The organism is Dietzia cercidiphylli, assembly GCF_039531545.1.
GTDB lineage: Bacteria > Actinomycetota > Actinomycetes > Mycobacteriales > Mycobacteriaceae > Dietzia > Dietzia natronolimnaea.
On the sequence record NZ_BAAAQG010000006.1, the window covers coordinates 43,997 to 57,772 of the forward strand.

Genomic DNA, 13,776 nt, shown 5'->3' on the forward strand with positions numbered 1-13,776 from the left:
ACGCTATCGCCCCCGTCAGGAGGTCAGTCCGAACACCCACACCAGGAGGGTCATGGTGACGAGCGTGATGAGCACGATCCCCACGAGGTTGAGCCACACCCCGCCGCGGATCATCTGGCCGATCGCCACGTATCCGGATCCGTACGCGATGGCGTTGGGCGGGGTCGCCACCGGCAGCATGAACGCGCAGGTGGCGGCCAGGGCGACCGGGACCGCCAGCAGCATCGGGTCGAGCCCGAGACCCAGCGCCACCCCACCCGCGACCGGCAGGAACGTCGCGGCGGTCGCGGTGTTGCTGGTCAGTTCGGTCAGGATGAGGACCCCGCCGGCGGCGACGACGACCAGCAGGACGACCGGCAGGCCACCGAGGGCGGCGGACTTCTCACCGATCCAGTCGGTGAGCCCGGACCCGGAGAACTGGGCCGACAGCGCCAGCCCGCCGCCGAAGAGCAGGAGCACCCCCCAGGGCAGGGCGAGCGCGGCCTCCCACGTCAACAGGCGAACGCCACGCGCGGTGCCGGCGGGGAGCAGGAACAGCACGAGTCCGGCGATCAACGCGATCCCCGCGTCGGAGACGGGCGGGTCCTCCCACACCAACGGCACGGTCACCCACGCGACGGCGGCGGCGACGAACACGGCCAGGACGCGTTTCTCGCCCGACGAGATGGGGCCGAGGCTGCGCAGCTCGTCGTCGAACAGTTGCCGCCCCCCGGGGATCCGCTCCACCTCCGGCTTGAACAGCACCTTGGTGAGCAGGAACCAGGCGACCAGGAGCATCACGATCGACAGTGGGAGACCCACCATCATCCACCGGCCGAAACCCAGGATGATGCCGTGCTCGCTCTCGAGGTAGCCGGCGAGCAGGGTGTTGGGCGGGGTTCCGATGATCGTCGCCAGCGATCCGATCGACGCGGCGTAAGCGATGCCCAACATGAGGGCGGTCCCGAAGTTCGACCGGATGACGGCCTTCTTGACCTCGTCGGACGTCGGGTCCGACGAGGAGTCCATCCGGGGCATCGACCCCTCGGGGTCGTCCTCCTGCCCTCCGGACCCGTTCCCGCCCAGTTCGGAGGCGAGCATGAGGACGGAGACGCCGATCGGCAGCATCATCACGGCCGTGGCGGTGTTGGACACCCACATGCTCAGGAAGCCGGTCGCGATCATGAACCCGGCGATGACCCGTGTCGAGCGGGTGCCCATCGCCCGGACCGTCAGCAGGGCGATCCGTCGGTGCAGGTTCCACCTCTGCATGGCGATCGCGATGAGGAATCCGCCCATGAACAGGAAGATGATGTTGTTGCCGTACTGGGCGCCGACGTCGTCGACCGAGATGTCCTGACCCAGCACCGGGAACGCGATGAGCGGCACCAGCGCCGTGGCGGGGATGGGGATGCACTCGGTCATCCACCAGATCCCCAGCAGCACCGCCACGGCAGCGGTCAGTCGCGCGTTGTGCTCCAGGTCCCCCGGCATGACCGTGTAGACCAGCACCGCGGCCGCGACCCCGGCGACGGTCCCGACCACACTGCGGACGAACTCGCCGCGGGGCACGGCGCCGTCGCGCTCACCGGGCGACTTCTGCTCGATCTCCGCGCCGCGGTCCGGGTCCGGGTCCAGGCCGCTCAGGTGGGGGGCCATGACCATACTCCGGCCCCTCGGCCGATCACGGTCGCCGGTTGCCATCGCCTTCTCCGTCGCGCGCCACGCGTCCCGGAGCGGCCCCCCGGGACATTCGTGTACTCACCGTAAACGGGATCCCGGCGCGGGTCAGCCGATCAGCCCCCGAGCGACCCCAGCGGCGCCGAACCGAGCGCCCCCGAGCCCATCGAGAGCGACCCGTCGGGGGCCACCTCGAGGCCGAACACGGCCAGCTCGCGAGCCGGGCCGCCGGCGTCGCCCACGGACACGACGAGCTCGTACCGCCCCGGGGCCATCGGGGCAGCGGGGCGCAGGGTCAGCGCGCGGGTCACGGTCGCACCCGCACCGACGGCCTGGGGGACGGACGGCAGCGCCTGCCCGTCGACGAGCACGGGCAACGCGACCCGGCGCTTGTCGGGTCCGGTGAGCGCGGCGCGCAGGTCGCCGGAGTAGGCGGACCCCGTCGAGTCCATCCGGACCGAGGCGTCGAGCACCTGTCCGTCCCGGTCCGGCCGGAGCACCGCACCACCCACCGCCGTGAGCCGTACGGGAAGGGAGACGACGGGATCGGCGGACCGGGTCGAGGACGGGGTGCCGTCCCCGACCACGGGCCACCCGCCGACCCAGTCCAGGCGGTCGAGCATCATGTACCTCCGCTGCACCCCGTTGGGGAGCACGGCGCTGCCGCGGGGGGCGGCGTGATAGAGCATCCAGTCCTGCCCCGCGTCGTCGGTGGTCACGTCGACGTGACCCGGTCCCACCCAGTCGGCGTCACCCTTGAGGATCACGTCGCCGGGCAGCGGGGAACCCGGCCCCTGCACCAACGGGCGCTGTTGCCGATCGGAGTACGGGCCCATCACGTCGTCGGCGCGGCCACCCAACACCCGGTACTGGGACTGCTCGCCGTTGCAACACAGTCCAGCACTGGTGAACAGGTGCGTCCTGCCCTCGCGGCTGACGATGGCGGGGGCCTCGACGCCCGTACCGGCCACCAGGACGGGGTCGCCGATCAGAGCTGTCCCCGCTGGGTTCATCCGCACCGCGTGGATCCCCTCGAAGTTCCCCATGAACATGACCGGGCCGTCTGCCGTGAACACCACCTCGGGGTCCATCGGATCCAGATCCCGATAGGGCGCGTCGGCCCCGTAGCAGACGATCGGCGCACCGCCGTGGGTCCACGGGCCCTCGATCCCGGGCGCGGTGGCCATCCCGATACAGGGGGCCGGCCCGCCGGTCGTGTAGTACATGACCGCTCCGGCGTCGGCGACGTGGACGTCCGGCGCCCACAGGTACGACCCCGACGGTGCCCACGAGGGACGGGATCCGAAGGCGTCCCCCACGTACTCCCACTCGACCAGGTCGAAGGACCGGAAGTGCGGGACGAGCCGGTACCCGGCACCGTCCGACCAGTCGTCCGAGGACGCGTAGACGTGGAAGGCGCCGTCCGCTCCCCTCTGGACCGACGGGTCCGGGGCGATGGAGGAGATCACCGGGTTCGCGGCCGCGGGCACCGCCGCGGTGGCGGACACGAGGGGGACGACGACGGCCAGCGCGGCGGCGCCGAGGGCGCGCGCTCCTCGCGAGATTTTCATCGGCCGAGCATAGACCCATGAACCGTCTTTATGTGACCGTACGTAACTCCCGGTTGGAGCCCCGCTCCGCGCTCTCTATCTCGCCCCGCGCTCCTTGCGCAACAGGAACCGCTGGATCTTGCCCGACGGCGTCTTGGGCAGCTCACGGGCGAAGTGGACCTTCCGGGGGAACGCGTGGGCCGCGAACTCCGTCTTGACCCACTTCTGCAGTTCCTCCGCCTTGTCGTCGTCACCCTCGACACCCTCGCGCAGCACGACGTACGCCTCGAGTACCTCACCGGCCAGTTCGTCGGGGACGCCGATGATCGCCGACTCCAGCACGTCCGGGTGCTTGGCCAGGACGGACTCCACGTCGAACGGGCCGATCCGGTAGCCGGACATGATGATCACGTCGTCGTCGCGGCTGGAGAAGTAGAAATGACCGTCGGCGTCGAGCTTGGCCGCGTCGCCCGTGTAGTACCAGCGGCCGTCCGCGCTGAACCGCTCGGCCGTCTTCTCGGGCGCGTCGTGGTACCCCGTGAACCACATGAGCGGGCTGGCGGGGACGTCGATCGCGACGCGGCCGAGCTCCCCCACCGGCGCGGTTTCGTCGGAGTCGGCCGCGAGCACGGTGCACCCCCACCCGGGAAGCGGCACTCCCATGGACCCGGGACGGACGTCCTCGCGCAGCGAGTCGTGCCAGGGGTTGATGATGAACATCCCGTGCTCGGTCTGGCCGTACTGGTCCCGGACCTCGACACCGAACTGCTCGATCGACCACTCGATCACCTCCGGGGTGAGCGGCTCACCGGCGGCGGAGGCCCGGCGGAGCCTCACGTCCGGCGCGATGTCGCGCTTGGCGCGCATCGTCCGGTAGACCGTCGGCGCCGCCGCGAAGTTGGTGACCCCGTAGTACTGCAGGACGGCGAACGCCAACTCCGGGGTGTATCGGGCGTGGAGGAGCAGGCTGCGGCGGCCCACCGCCAGCGGACCGAGGATGCCGTAGTAGAGGCCGTACGCCCAGCCCGGATCGGCACCGTTCCAGAACACGTCGTCGGCGCGCACGTCCAGACCGGTCTCGATGTACTGGTGGAACGCGGCGAGCGCGCGGACGGGGACGACGACCCCCTTGGGGGTGCCGGTGGTGCCCGAGGTGAAGAGCATCACCATCCCGGCGTCAGGGCCGGTGACCGCGGCGCCGCGACCGGGCTCCTGGTTGCCGACGATCGTGTCGAGGTCGAGGTCTCCCTCCCGGGCACCGGGGCAGTCCGCCAGCCCGGCCACGACCACCGGGACGGACGTGCTCTCGAGCTTCCCCCGCTGGTCGGCGTCGGACACGATCACCCGGGCGTCGCCGCCGGTGATCCGCATCTCGATGGCGGGCCAGGCGAACGCGGTGAACAGCGGCATGTGCACCGCGCCCAGGCGCCAGATCCCCATGAGCGTGAACACCAGGTCCGCGGACTTGGCCATGAGCGTGGCGACCCGGTCCCCCTCGCCCACACCGAGGGCCGCCAGGGCGGCGGCCACCTTCTCGCTCCCGACCTTCAGCTCGCCGTAGGTGATGTCGCGACCGGACAGGTCGGCGTCGATCACGGTGAAGGCCACGGCGTCAGGGTCGTGGCGGTCGCACAGGAACTCCGCCGCACTCGCACCGGGGACGTCGTAGATCGCCAGGAGCTCGTCCGGGGACAGGGGCGTACCGGTGGGCGGCGTGGTCTCGGTCGTATCTGCAGACATGTCTGCAGATACTGCTGCAGAGGCCCGCCGCACACCACCCACCGACGGGCACCCCCGCTTTCGGGGCTGGTACGACTGCTCCGGAGCCGTGCACTCTAATGGGACCACCCGACGATTCCCGCACGTACCCGGAAGGACTCCCATGGCCGTCGACCGACTGCTCCCCAGCGACGAGGCGTACGAACTCCTCGACATGACCCGCTCGGTCGCGGACAAGCTGCTCGAGCCGATCGCGGCCGAGCACGAGCGGAACCACACCTATCCCGAGGGGCTCTTCGCGCAACTCGGCGAGGTGGGCCTGCTGGGGCTGCCCTATCCGGAGGAGTTCGGCGGCGGCGACCAGCCGTACGAGGTGTACCTGCAGGTGCTCGAGGAGCTCGGTGCCCGGTGGGCGGCTGTCGCCGTCGCGACGAGCGTGCACGGTCTGTCCTGCTTCCCCCTGGCCACCGCCGGCTCCGACGAGCAGAAGGCCGAGTGGCTGCCCGGGATGCTCGCCGGCGAGCAGATCGGCGCGTATTCGCTCTCGGAGCCACAGGCCGGGTCGGACGCGGCGGCGCTGCGGTGCCGCGCCGAGCGCGAGGGTGACGAGTTCGTGGTCACCGGCACCAAGTCCTGGATCACACACGGTGGGATCGCCGACGTGTACAACACCTTCGTCCGCACCGGCGAGGGGTCCCGCGGAATCTCGTGTCTCCTGGTCCCCCGCGACACCGAGAACCTGACGTTCGGGAAGCCCGAGGACAAGATGGGCCTGAACGGCGTGCCCACCACCACCGCCGCCTACGAGGGCGCCCGGGTCGACGCCGCCCGTCTCTTGGGCGCCGAGGGCGACGGACTGCGCATCGCGTTCTCCGCCCTGGACTCGGGCCGGCTCGGGATCGCCGCGGTGGCCACCGGCATCGCGCAGCGGGCACTCGACGACGCGGTCGCCTACGCCAATGAGCGCGAGGCGTTCGGCAAGACCATCATCGGCCACCAGGGCCTGGGCTTCCTGCTGGCGGACATGGCCGCGGCCGTGACCTCCGCCCGCGCCACGTACCTCGACGCCGCCCGGCGCAAGGACGCCGGCCGTCCCTACTCCCGCCAGGCCTCGATCGCCAAGCTCACCGCCACGGACGCGGCGATGAAGGTCACGACGGACGCGGTCCAGGTGCTCGGCGGCGTCGGCTACACCCGGGAGTTCCCCGTGGAGCGGTACATGCGCGAGGCCAAGATCACCCAGATCTTCGAGGGCACCAACCAGATCCAGCGACTGGTGATCGCCCGCGACCTCGCCGTCTGAGTCCCCGGCGGCCCGTCCGGCCCGGAGCGCCTAAGGTTGGCGGCATGTCCTCCCTCCCCGACGCCTCCGCTCCCGCGGGCACCGAGTACGTGGTCCTCCTCTCGGAGGACGGCCAGCCCGTCGGCTCCGCGGACAAGGCCACCGTCCACACCACCGACACCCCGCTGCACCTGGCGTTCTCGTGCCACGTGGTCGACGAGGAGGGCCGCGTCCTGCTCACCCGTCGCGCGCTGCACAAGCGCGCCTGGCCGGGTGTGTGGACCAACTCGTTCTGCGGTCACCCCGCACCGGGCGAGGACCCCGCCGAGGCGATAGTGCGACGGGCGGAACAGGAACTCGGGACGCGCGTGGACGGGATCGAGCCGGCGTTGCCGGACTTCCGGTACCGGGCGGTGGACGACTCCGGAATCGTGGAGAACGAGATCTGCCCCGTGTTCACCGCCCGCATCCGCGCCGACCTGGCCCCGCGGGCGGACGAGGTGTGTGCCCACCACTGGGCCCGGCCCGAGGACGTGCGCAAGGCCATCGACGCGACGCCGTTCGCGTTCAGCCCCTGGCTGGTCGCGCAGGCGCCGCGCATGGCCCTCTACGCTCGTTGAGGACGGGCTCGGTGAGGACAGGCGCGTTGAGGACGGCGGATCGGCCGTCAGCCCGGCGGGCTGCCGCGGTCAGCCCGGGATGCTGATGTGTCCCTCCTCGGCCGCCAGGCCGATGTCGCGACGGAAGTGACCGCCGCCCAGCTCGACCCCGTCGAGGATCCGGTAGGCCTCCGCGCGCGCGGCGGCGAGGTCGGGACCGGTCCCGACGACCGACAGGACCCGCCCCCCGGCCGAGACCAGTCGCCCGTTCTCGTCCCGGGCCGTCCCGGCGTGGAAGACCCCCGGCTGCTCGGCGCCCTCGATCACGTCCCCCCGGCGTGGCGAGGACGGGTAGTTCTCCGCGGCCAGCACGACGGTCACGGCGGCGCCGTCGCGCCACACCAGCGGAGGCAGCTCGGCGAGACGGCCGGTGGCCACCGCGTGGAGGGCCTGCCCGAGGGGCGACTCCAGTAGCGCCAGGACCGCCTGCGTCTCGGGATCACCGAAACGGCAGTTGAACTCCACGACCTCGGGGCCGGACGCGGTGATCGCCAGACCCGCGTACAGGAGACCGGAGAAGCCGCATCCCCGTGCGACCATCTCGCGGGCGACCGGCTCACACACCTCGGAGACGATCCGGTCGACCATCCCCTGCGGCAGCCACGGCAGGGGGGTGTAGGCACCCATCCCGCCGGTGTTGGGTCCGCGGTCCCCCTCACCGACACGCTTGTGATCCTGAGCGGGGAGGAGCGGGACCACCGTCTCGCCGTCCACGAGACAGAACAGCGACACCTCGGGGCCGTCGAGGAAGGACTCGAGCAGAACCGGGTGCCCGTCGTCCAGGCAGGCGAGCGCGTGGGCGTGCGCGGCGGCGCGGTCCGGCGTGACCACGACCCCCTTGCCGGCCGCGAGACCGTCGTCCTTGACCACCCAGGTGGGGCCGAACCGGTCGAGCGCCTCGTCCAGGTCGGCGGGCGAGTCGACGACCTCGGCGCGCGCCGTGCGGACCCCCGCCGCGGCCATGACGTCCTTGGCGAAGGCCTTGGAGCCCTCGATCCGGGCGGCCTCGGCCGAGGGACCGAACACCGGGACGCCGGCCGCGCGGAGGGCATCGGCCACCCCCGCCACCAGCGGCACCTCGGGGCCGATGACGACCAGGTCCACCTCGAGCCGCCGTGCCAACGCGGAGACCGCCGAGGGATCCGTCACCGACGCGTCGTGACACGTGGCCTGCACCATGCCGGGGTTGCCCGGCGCGGCGTGGAGCTCCGTCACCGCGGGATCCGTTGCGAGGGCGACGAGGATGGCGTGCTCACGGGCACCGGAACCGATCACGAGAATTCGCACAGCGACCACAGTAGTCGCGCCCCCCGGGCGACGTGACCCGGCACGGCCGGTGCGGGCGTCGTCGGGTGGACCTCAGCTCGGCAGGTCGGTCGCGATCCCGTCCGGCAACGTGGCCTCATCGCGGATCCGCAGCCCCTCCGCGGTGAGCATGTCCGTCATGCAGAGATCGAGCGTGCGCGCCGTCGCGTGGTCCGCCTCCGGGGTCCCCATCGGCTTGAGCCCGAACATCGCGTGCGAGCAGAGGCCGTCGATCCCCGCCCACAGGACGCGCTGGTCCCTGATCCTCGTCCCCGGACGGAAGATCCCCGCCGTGATCCCGCGGTCGACGATCTGCTGCATGATCTCGGCGACGTCCGAGGCCGCGAACGCGACCGTCGACGACTCCCCGAGAGTCTCGACCATCATCCGCGCCCAAGCGGGCTCCGCGACCGTGAACGCCACGATCGCGATCCCCGCGTTGCGGAGGTCCAGGTAGGCCGCGAGCCCCGGGGCCGACTCCGCGCCGGTGACACCCGGGAGAGCGACACGCTCACCCATCGCGGCGAACCCGCGGGCCGAGACCTCCTCGACCAGCTGCTGCCGGTTGGTGAAATGTCGGTAGGCGGCGGTGGCCGACACCCCGATGACCGGCGCGATCTCCCGCAGCACGATCGCCTTCTCCCCCGAGGACCGCGCACGCGTGGTGGCCTCGTGGATGATCGCGTTCCGCAGGTCACCGTGGTGGTAGGACTTCTTCTTGACGGTGTCGTCTGCCGTCGGTGCCGTTGCCTCGATCATCTGCCGTCCCTCCGCCATCCTCTAAGGACCGTTCGCCGCTCGATGTCCGGGTGGCGTACCCCTCATTACATCACGAACCGCCGCGCATCAGCGGCAAGCGGCCGCCCCGGATGGTTAGGCTGGGAGCATGTCGACCGTTTTCAGCAAGATCATCTCCGGTGAGCTGCCGGGAAGGTTCGTCTGGGAGGACCCCGAGGTGGTCGCCTTCCTCACGATCGCGCCCGTCGCGGCCGGCCACACCCTCATCGTCCCGCGAGAGGAGATCGACCGCTGGACCGACCTGGACCCCCGACTGTGGGCGCGGCTCAACGAGGTCGCCCAGGCGGTCGGCGAGGCCGTCGTCGAGGGTTTCGGGGCGTCGCGGGCCGGCTATCTGATCGCGGGGTTCGAGGTCCCACACACCCACATCCACGTCTTCCCCGCCGACGACATGTCCGGCTTCGACCTGTCCCGCGCGGACCCCGACGCCCCGGCGGAGGAGTCGGACGCGGCGGCCGCGACGATCCGTCGCGCTCTGCGGGAACTCGGCCACGACGAGTTCGTGCCCGGGGACTGACCGGCCCACCCCGACTCGCCGCCCCGGTGGTCGGGTCGGGCGGGTGACCGGCTCAGTGCCCGAGCGCGCGCGTCACCTCGCCCATGTCCTGGTAGTCGCACCATTCGCTGACCAGGCCGTCACGCAGCGTGAAGAACGCGCCGACGGCGAGTGTGATGGGTGTGCCCCCGATCGTGAGGAACGTGGTCCTGCTCACCGCGGCCGTGTCCCCCGACGACAGCACCCGGTGGATCTCCACCCGGACGTCGGTGGAGACCTCCTCGTTGAACTCGATCAGCTGGGCCAGCCCGTCGCGGCCGCGCACCACCTGGGTGCCCTCGATCCGCAACTCGAGGTCGGGCGTGCACAGCGAGGTCGCTGTGTCCACGTCACCACGGAACGTGGCCTCCACGAGCGCCCTGGCCACCTCTCCGGAGCCGCCGCGCCGTTCGTCCTGGTCCATCGGACCGCCCCCGTCCACCGTCTACTCCGAGATCGTGTTCAGAGTACGTAGGTCCTTGTAGTCCTCCCAGCGGGTCACCACACCGCCCTCCACCTCGACGAACGACAGGGCCGGGATCTCCACGCCCCCCTCGGGCAGCGTGTAGGTCTCCAGCCGCTTGAGCGCGACGATCCCCGGTTCCGCCACCGCCGACAGGACGGCCACGTCGAGGAACCCGGACAGACGCGCGAGATCCTCGATGATGTCACGCAGGCCGTCGTGCCCCTCGTAGAGACGGAGGTGGCCGCCGTTGGTGTAGACGATCGACGGCGAGGAGAGCGCCAGCGCGGCGTCCACGTCACATGAGGTGACGGCGCGCATCCACGCCTCGGCGATCCGCCGGGTGGACTCAGCGTCCACGCCCCCGTCCACGTCTCCGGAGCCCCCGCCGTCGCTGAACACCTGCCACATCCTACCCAGAAACCTGAGAAAACTAAACGTATACCGCGCGCGCGTGGCGTGCACTCCCGGCTCCCCCGGGCGGCGGGTGAGAGCTGGAGACGAGACTTGAACTCGCAACCGCCCGATTACAAGTCGGGTGCGCTACCAATTGCGCCACTCCAGCACGGCTCCGGCACGGCCGGGGTCCGGGTCACATCCTAACCGGACCCCGGGCCGCGCTCTCGACCGCCGCGGTCTTGACTACGGTGTCCACGTGGAGATCCGCGACGCACCCGCACCGTTCACCCGCCCCCTGGCGTGGCTGGGTCTGCGCAAGTCGACGATGGACCTGGCGGTCGAGCCGCCCCTGTCCCCGATGGCACCGGTCGACCTGGACGACGACGGCGCCGTCACCGACGTCCTGAACCTCGCCCTCGAGATCGCCGGCATCCTCCTGTCCTCCGGCGAGGGCGCGGCGGACACCGTCGCCCAGGGGGAATCGGTCGCGGCGGCGTTCGGCCTGCCGGGCGCCACCGTCGAGGTCACCTTCACCTCGTTGACCATCGGCGTGAACCGCCGACGTGGTCGCCCGCCGATCTCCGTCATCCGGGTGGTCAACTACCGCACGATCGACATGACCCGGGTGACCCGTGTCGCCCGGCTCACCGACCTCATCGTGCGGCGCCAACTGACCGTCGAGCAGGCCACGGCGGAGGTCGAGCAGATCATCGCCTCCCCGCACCCCCACTCGTTCCGGGTCGCGGTCCTGGGGTGGGCGATGCTCGGTTGCGCGGTCGTCATCCAACTGGGTGGCAGCCCGCTCGCCGGACTCCTGTCCATGGTGTCCACGTTCGCGCTGATGTACGCCAACCGCTATCTGGACGGCCACCGCCTCCCGAAGTTCTTCCAGCAGATCGTCGGGGGGTTCATCGCGGCCGCCTGGGCGCTGTTGGCCTACGTGTTCCTGAGCGACAACTTCGTGGACATCCAGCCATCCACACTCGTCGCCGCGGGAATCATCGTGCTCCTCGCGGGGCTCACGCTCGTCGGCGCGATCGAGGACGCCATCACCGGGTTCCCCGTGACGTCGGCCGGCCGCGGCGTGGAGACGATGATCCTCACCGGAGGGGTTCTCGGCGGCATCACGATCGCCCTGGCGGTGTTCGCGCGGCTGGGCATGTCCCCGCCCCCCATCGACCCGACCATCTCCGGCAACGCGCCCCTGTATCTCGCCGTCTTCGCGGCGGGGGTCGGGGCCGCCGGCTTCGCGGTGGCCAGTTACGCCACCGTGCGTGCGACGTGGCTCGCCGCGGCGGTCGGGGCGATCGGGATGGTCATCTTCCAGGTGGTCACGACGACCGGGCTGGGCGTGGTGGTGGGTTCCGCGCTCGCGGCCTGTGCGATGGGGTTGTTCGGCGGCATCCTCGCCCGTATCGCGACCGTCCCGCCACTGATCGTGACCATCGCGGGGATCACACCGCTCCTGCCCGGGCTGTCCGTCTATCGGGGACTGTCGGCCCTCACCAGTGACCAGACCGGTATCGGTGTGGGACTGATGTTCCAGGCCCTGGCGATCGCGGTGGCCCTGGCGGCCGGCATCGTGTTCGGCGAATGGGTCACGCGTAATCTGCGCAGGTCCGCCGCCGCCGACCAGTGACGTAAGATGACGTCGGACGCCTGAGCCCACACGGGCCCTGCGTCCCATACCGACCACGGGAGGACACACATGGCATCCGCCGCAGCGGCCAGCAAGGAGCCCGAGCTCGACGTCGACCTCGAGCCCGTCGCCGACGAGACCGCATATCAGGCCCAGAGGATCGTGGCCTCGTACGCCGCAGACGCCGACGAGTGCCTGATGCTGCTCGAGATGCTCGGGATCGGCCCCGAGAAGGTCGACCCTGCCGACGTCGACTAGCCGCATCACAGCGATCACGGAAGGGACGGGGATGACGCGCGCGACCGAGCAGACGCCGCCGGACGCCGGTGCGGACTTCGTCGTCGTCGCCAATCGGCTACCCGTCGACCTCGTCCGTGACAAGGACGGCCGGGAACACTGGAAGGCCAGCCCCGGTGGGCTGGTGACGGCCCTGGAGTCCATCCTCAAGGCCAACCACGGCGCCTGGGTGGGTTGGCCCGGAGTGGCGGACGCCGCCCCCGAGCCCTTCGACGCCGACGGCATCCGGCTGCACTCGGTCACGCTGTCCGCCGAGGATGTCGGGCTCTACTACGAGGGGTTCTCCAACGGCACGCTGTGGCCGCTGTTCCACGACGTGGTGGTCCCCCCCGAGTACCACCGCGAATGGTGGAACGCCTACGTCGCGATCAACCGCCGGTTCGCCGAGGCCACCGCCGCGGCCGCCGCCACCGACGCCACGGTCTGGGTGCAGGACTACCAACTCCTGCTGGTCCCCCGCCTGCTACGTGAGATGCGTCCCGACCTGACCATCGGGTTCTTCCTCCACATCCCGTTCCCCCCCGTCGAGTTGTTCATGCAGCTGCCGTGGCGAACGGAGATCGTCGACGGGATGCTCGGGGCCGATCTCGTGGGCTTCCACCTGCCCGGCGGAGCCGACAACTTCCGGATCCTCGCCAACCGACTCGGCGGCCACCCCTCCCTTCGGCTGCGTTCGACCCGGGGTCGGGCGTCCGAGATCCGCGTGGACGACCGCAGGGTCCGGGTGGGGGCGTTCCCCATCTCGATCGACTCGGCCGCCATCGACGCCGCCGCCCGCGACCGCGACACCCGCGCCCGCGCGGAACGCCTGCGTACCGAACTCGGCTCACCAGAGATCCTGTTGCTGGGCGTGGACCGTCTGGACTACACCAAGGGCATCGACGTCCGCCTGCGCGCGCTCGAGGAGCTGTTCGAGGAGGGGCGCCTGGAGCCCGCCGACGTCACCCTCCTCCAGCTGGCCACGCCGAGCCGCGAGCGGGTCGAGCAGTACCAGATCATGCGGTCGCGGATCGAGGAGTCGGTGGGCCGCATCAACGGCACGTTCGGCGAGATCGGGCACCCCGTGGTGACCTACATCCACCGGCCCGTCCCCAAGACGGAACTGGCGGCGTTCTACGCGGCCGCCGACGTCATGCTGGTGACGCCCGTGCGGGACGGCATGAACCTGGTGGCCAAGGAGTACGTGGCCTCGTGCACCGACGGCGAGGGCGCCCTGGTGCTCAGCGAGTTCGCCGGCGCCGCCGCGGAGCTACGCCAGGCGTACCTGTGCAACCCGCACGATCTCGACGGGGTCAAGGACGCCATCATGGCCGCGGTCCACGACTCCCCCGAGGACCGACGTCGCCGTATGCGGTCACTGCGTCGGCAGGTCCTGGGCAACGACGTCCACGCGTGGGCGCGCCGGTTCTTCGAGACGCTCGACGCCACCTCCGCCGGGTAGATCAGCGGGGACGCCGGGTAGACCAGCGGG

At 71.0% G+C, this 13,776-nt stretch carries 13 protein-coding genes and 1 tRNA gene; 6 read left to right on the forward strand and 8 right to left on the reverse strand.

The features are described 5' to 3' along the window. Positions 1-15: 15 nt before the first annotated feature. From ABD250_RS05175 to ABD250_RS05185, 3 genes are all read right to left on the reverse strand, one after another. Positions 16-1,638 (reverse strand): SLC13 family permease, encoded by a 1,623-nt coding sequence (locus ABD250_RS05175; protein ID WP_241730524.1) that lies wholly within the window; start codon positions 1,636-1,638, stop codon positions 16-18. Between the two features lie 137 nt (positions 1,639-1,775). After that, positions 1,776-3,230: a family 43 glycosylhydrolase gene (locus tag ABD250_RS05180; RefSeq protein ID WP_304814113.1), complete on the reverse strand. Its 1,455-nt coding sequence runs from the start codon at positions 3,228-3,230 to the stop codon at positions 1,776-1,778. 75 nt (positions 3,231-3,305) lie between these two features. After that, positions 3,306-4,949, reverse strand: coding sequence for an AMP-binding protein (locus ABD250_RS05185; protein WP_182658329.1), 1,644 nt, complete (start codon positions 4,947-4,949; stop codon positions 3,306-3,308). A gap of 142 nt (positions 4,950-5,091) precedes the next feature. Here ABD250_RS05185 and ABD250_RS05190 point away from each other — a divergent pair, with 142 nt between their 5' ends. Continuing rightward, positions 5,092-6,231, forward strand: coding sequence for an acyl-CoA dehydrogenase family protein (locus ABD250_RS05190; protein WP_107748804.1), 1,140 nt, complete (start codon positions 5,092-5,094; stop codon positions 6,229-6,231). Between the two features lie 44 nt (positions 6,232-6,275). Further along, complete coding sequence (idi, locus tag ABD250_RS05195) at positions 6,276-6,830, forward strand: isopentenyl-diphosphate Delta-isomerase (protein ID WP_182658328.1); 555 nt, start codon at positions 6,276-6,278, stop codon at positions 6,828-6,830. Positions 6,831-6,899: 69 nt separating this feature from the next. Here idi and purD read toward each other — a convergent pair whose 3' ends face one another. Together purD and ABD250_RS05205 are read right to left on the reverse strand one after the other, a co-directional pair. After that, positions 6,900-8,156: a phosphoribosylamine--glycine ligase gene (purD, locus tag ABD250_RS05200; RefSeq protein WP_344391067.1), complete on the reverse strand. Its 1,257-nt coding sequence runs from the start codon at positions 8,154-8,156 to the stop codon at positions 6,900-6,902. Positions 8,157-8,228: 72 nt separating this feature from the next. Beyond that, positions 8,229-8,933 (reverse strand): TetR/AcrR family transcriptional regulator, encoded by a 705-nt coding sequence (locus ABD250_RS05205; RefSeq protein WP_182657862.1) that lies wholly within the window; start codon positions 8,931-8,933, stop codon positions 8,229-8,231. A 127-nt stretch (positions 8,934-9,060) separates the two neighbouring features. On the opposite strand from ABD250_RS05205, the gene ABD250_RS05210 reads away from it, so the two are divergent. Next, complete coding sequence (locus ABD250_RS05210) at positions 9,061-9,489, forward strand: HIT family protein (protein WP_107748802.1); 429 nt, start codon at positions 9,061-9,063, stop codon at positions 9,487-9,489. 52 nt (positions 9,490-9,541) lie between these two features. Here ABD250_RS05210 and ABD250_RS05215 read toward each other — a convergent pair whose 3' ends face one another. The 3 genes from ABD250_RS05215 to ABD250_RS05225 all read right to left on the reverse strand — a co-directional run bounded on the left by ABD250_RS05215 (position 9,542) and on the right by ABD250_RS05225 (position 10,535). Continuing rightward, the gene (locus ABD250_RS05215; RefSeq protein WP_182615625.1) at positions 9,542-9,931 is read right to left on the reverse strand and encodes a nuclear transport factor 2 family protein; all 390 of its coding nucleotides are present in this window, start codon (positions 9,929-9,931) and stop codon (positions 9,542-9,544) included. Between the two features lie 21 nt (positions 9,932-9,952). After that, positions 9,953-10,372, reverse strand: coding sequence for a nuclear transport factor 2 family protein (locus ABD250_RS05220; protein ID WP_338404119.1), 420 nt, complete (start codon positions 10,370-10,372; stop codon positions 9,953-9,955). Positions 10,373-10,462: 90 nt separating this feature from the next. Beyond that, positions 10,463-10,535: transfer RNA gene (locus tag ABD250_RS05225), tRNA-Thr, on the reverse strand. 90 nt (positions 10,536-10,625) lie between these two features. Here ABD250_RS05225 and ABD250_RS05230 point away from each other — a divergent pair. The 3 genes from ABD250_RS05230 to ABD250_RS05240 all read left to right on the forward strand — a co-directional run bounded on the left by ABD250_RS05230 (position 10,626) and on the right by ABD250_RS05240 (position 13,746). Next, positions 10,626-12,008, forward strand: coding sequence for a threonine/serine exporter family protein (locus ABD250_RS05230; RefSeq protein ID WP_182610390.1), 1,383 nt, complete (start codon positions 10,626-10,628; stop codon positions 12,006-12,008). A gap of 69 nt (positions 12,009-12,077) precedes the next feature. Continuing rightward, entirely contained in the window at positions 12,078-12,266 is a 189-nt protein-coding gene (locus tag ABD250_RS05235) for a hypothetical protein (RefSeq protein ID WP_107748799.1), read from the forward strand. A gap of 31 nt (positions 12,267-12,297) precedes the next feature. Next, positions 12,298-13,746, forward strand: coding sequence for an alpha,alpha-trehalose-phosphate synthase (UDP-forming) (locus ABD250_RS05240; RefSeq protein ID WP_182657864.1), 1,449 nt, complete (start codon positions 12,298-12,300; stop codon positions 13,744-13,746). Positions 13,747-13,776 lie beyond the last annotated feature (30 nt).